This is a genomic window from Streptomyces phyllanthi (assembly GCF_009377205.1).
Taxonomy (GTDB): Bacteria; Actinomycetota; Actinomycetes; order Streptomycetales; family Streptomycetaceae; genus Streptomyces; species Streptomyces phyllanthi.
In genome coordinates, this window is the sequence record NZ_VJZE01000685.1 from 1 (window position 1) to 3,456 (window position 3,456).

Consider the following 3,456-nt stretch of genomic DNA (forward strand, 5'->3'; position numbering starts at 1 on the left):
CATCGAGGACGTAACCGCTCCCGGGCGACGGCACCCCTGGCCTCCCGCGTGCCACCACGGCCCCCGGAACATCCGCCGCCCCGAAGGGCCTTCTGTGCACACGGTCACAGTCCGAGTGCGTCATCCGCCCTCACCGCCGGAGGTGACCCGCCGTCAGGCTGCTGGTCTGCACGGCACTTCACCCTCGAAAGGCGACCATGACCGATCCCGTGAGCCGCACGATCCTGTTGCTGGACATCGAGAGGTTCAGCGACCGGGACGACGTGGAGCAGGCGTATCTGCGGCGCATGCTCTACGACATCACCGACCGGACGCTGGAGAGCGCCGGCATCGACGAGACCCTGCGGCTGCGGGCCGACCGCGGTGACTCCGTGATGGAGCTCATCGACGCCAACGCCCCCGTCACGGCACTGCTGCGGTCCCTGCTCACGGAGGTGCCGACACAGTTGCGGGCGCTCAACCGCATGGCGTCCAGATCCGCGCAGATCCGGCTGCGCGGCGTCGTCGCCACCGGGTACGTCGGCGTGGACCGGCACGACGGCTGGGTCGGCTCCGATCTGAACCACGCCTGCCGACTGCTCGACGCGGACGTGCTGCGCGCCGCCCTGCGAGAGCGCGCCGACGACTTCGCGCTGTGCGTCTCGGACGCCCTGCACGCCGGTGTCGTACGCCATGACCACCCCGGTATCCCGGCCGCCGACTTCCGGCCGGTGACGGTGGAGAGCAAGAACGGACCGCTGAAGGCCTGGCTGCACAAGCCGGCACAACCGGCCCAACCGGAACAGCCGGCACGGCCGGAACAGCCGGTATCCGGCAGCGCGGCCGCTGAAGACCACGGTGACACGGGGGCGGGGGAGGCGCCGGGCGGTTCGGGGGACCGCCCGGCGCCTGAAGTGCCCCCGCACGGCGGGGCCCGCGAGGACCGCCCGGCGTCGGGCGGATCTCGGGGAGCCCCGGCGCCGGGCCCTGTCGTCAACATCCACGGGGGCACGTTCAGCGGCGGGGTGATCGGCGGCAGCCAGCACGGCGGGATCAGCGGCGGCAACTTCTCCGGCAACGTGACGTTCAACGACGGCGGCTCCCGGGACCGGGGTGACAGGGCATGAGCGCGCCCGAGGCGGAGGCCTCCGCGCGTGCGGCCGCCGGGGCCGCGGGACCCACGCCCGAGCAGCCCGGCACGGGCGGCCCGGGTGGCCCGGACGACGCGCGGCCCGACGGCACCGGCACCGGCACGGGCGACGGCGACGGCGAGCCGGAGGAGCGGGACCAGCCACAGAACGCGTGGTCGGCGCGGCGGGACCTGGTCGACCACAGCCCGCGCACCATGAACGTCGGCGCCCGCACCCGCTTCAGCGGCGGACTGCTCGGCGGCGACCAGCACGGCGGGATCAGCGGCGGCAACTTCTCCGGCGACGTCTTCCTGGGCAGTAAGACGGAGGTCTACCAGTTCGCCTTCCCCGGGTTCGCCACGTCCGCGTCCGTCTCCGGCGAGGTGCCGCGCACCACCCTCGAGCACCTGGCCACCCACTTCGTCGCCGATGAAGAGGTCATGTCCCGCCTCCTGGACCGGCTTCGTCGCGAGCGCGTCCTGGTGCTCTCCGGCGGCCGCTTCACCGGCAGACGCACGGCCGCCCTGATGCTGCTGCACCGGCTCGGCGCCTCGCCCGTGCGCACTTTGGACCGCGACACCGGCCCGAGCGCCCTCGCCGAGCAGTTCCCCGCCGACAACCCGTCCGGCGACACCGGCGACGCAAGCGGCTCCGGCCACGCAAGCGGCTCCGGCAGCTCCGGCAGCTCCGGCGACGCAGGCAGCCCCGCCGGCCCCGCCGGAAACGCAACCCGCGGCTACGTCCTGTGCGACCTCACCCCCCGCCGCGACAACCCGCTGCGCGAGCACCACGTGCTGGCCACCCGCGACCGCCTCACCGCCCAGAACTCCTACCTGGTCATCACGGTCGGCCCCACCGCCGTACTGGAGGACATACCGGTCGCCGAGTGGCAGCCGCCCGCCCCCACCGACGTCCTCACCGCCCGGCTGCGCACCGGCACCGACGCGGAGACCGCCGCCAAGCTGCTCGACCTCCCGACCGTCACCGACTTCCTGGATCGCGGCCCCCAGCTGCGCGAGATCGACCGCTTCACCCGGCTGCTGAGCAGGTACGCGGCCGGGGAGGTCGCCGAGGACGCGGTCGCCCGGTTCTCGCTGGGGTCCCTGGAGAACCAGGTCCAGGAGTGGTTCGAGGAGGACGAGACCTCGATCCACCTCCGGGACAAGGCGTTCCTGGTCGCACTGGCCGCGTTCGACGGCGGCCCGTACGCCCTCACCGCCGAACTCAGCGACCTGCTCTACCGCTTCCTCCAGGAGACCGAGAACCCGGCCCGCGTCCCCGAGGTCCCCGTCTTCGGCACGCACCTCGGCAAACGGCTCCAGCTGGCCCGGGCCAGGCCGTACCTGGAGGACGAGCACACCGAGTGGGGCCCGGTGACGCAGCACAAGGCAGCGTTCCGCGACGACCGTGCCCCGTTCGTACTGCTGCGCGAGGTGTGGACGGGCCACCCGTCCGCCCGTCCCGCCCTGATCAGCTGGCTGCGCCGGCTCGCCGACGACGGCCGCCCCCTGGTCCGGACCCGCGCCGCGTCCACCGTCGCGGTCCTCGCCCGTGCGGACCTGCCCTCGGCGATGGCCCTGGTCATCGAACCCTGGGCGACCTCCAAACCGTTCCGGCAGCGGCTCGTCGCCGTCAACGCGCTCACCCTCGCCCACCTCATCGACACGCCCAACGTCCCGCGCATCCTCGACGCCTGGTGCGAGGGCGACGACCCGCGGCGGCGCTGGGTGGCCGTCCGGGCGTACGGACTGATCGGGCCGGAACGACCCGTGCAGGCCCTCGCCGCGCTGCGCGGCGCCGTACGGCGGCTGTACGCCGACGACCCCGACGACCTGGACGGCGAGATGGCCCGCGAGCTCGCCGAGACCGTGGGCCTGCTGCTGATCTCGCCCGCCAGCGAGCAGGTCCTCACCGAGTTGCGCGCCCACATCGAGGACGACCGTGCCGTGCGCGACCTGACACTCGGCGGCTTCGTGGGCGCCTGCCGCCGGACCGAGGACGACGAGCGGTACGGCACTCCGATGGTCCTCGGCTGGTACGCCCGGTCGGCGACCGAGCGAAAGGACACCGCCCACGGCATCCGCGCCCTGTGGCGGGCCTCGCTCACCGACCCGCGGACCACCCGGCACGCGCTCGACGTGCTGCGCGAGTGGGTGCTGATCGCCGACCGGTCCACCACCACCGAGTGGGCGCTGGCCTCCCTGCTCCCCACCCTCGTCACCACGCACGACGACCACCAGCGGCTGAGCCATCTGCTGCGGACCATGCCCGGCGAGGACGGAGCACCCCCGCCCCCGGTGGCGGCCCGCCTGCTGACCACGCTGCCGCCCCGCTGACCGCGTCAGAC

General features: G+C 73.8%; 2 protein-coding genes. Both read left to right on the plus strand.

The genetic code is table 11. The features are described 5' to 3' along the window. Window positions 1-197: 197 nt before the first annotated feature. Window positions 198-1,106: a hypothetical protein gene (locus FNH04_RS43380; protein ID WP_152791735.1), complete on the plus strand. Its 909-nt coding sequence runs from the start codon at window positions 198-200 to the stop codon at window positions 1,104-1,106. Beyond that, window positions 1,103-3,445 carry a hypothetical protein gene (locus FNH04_RS43385; protein WP_152791736.1) on the plus strand — a complete coding sequence of 781 codons (2,343 nt, stop codon included), beginning with the start codon at window positions 1,103-1,105 and terminating at the stop codon, window positions 3,443-3,445. Before FNH04_RS43380 ends, FNH04_RS43385 begins: the two co-directional genes overlap by 4 nt. Window positions 3,446-3,456: the final 11 nt, after the last annotated feature.

Bases quoted from the DNA above. Each gene is read 5' to 3' on its own strand.
- FNH04_RS43385 (WP_152791736.1), top strand. From the start codon at position 1,103: ATGAGCGCGCCCGAGGCGGAGGCCTCCGCGCGTGCGGCCGCCGGGGCC.
- FNH04_RS43380 (WP_152791735.1), top strand. From the start codon at position 198: ATGACCGATCCCGTGAGCCGCACGATCCTGTTGCTGGACATCGAGAGG.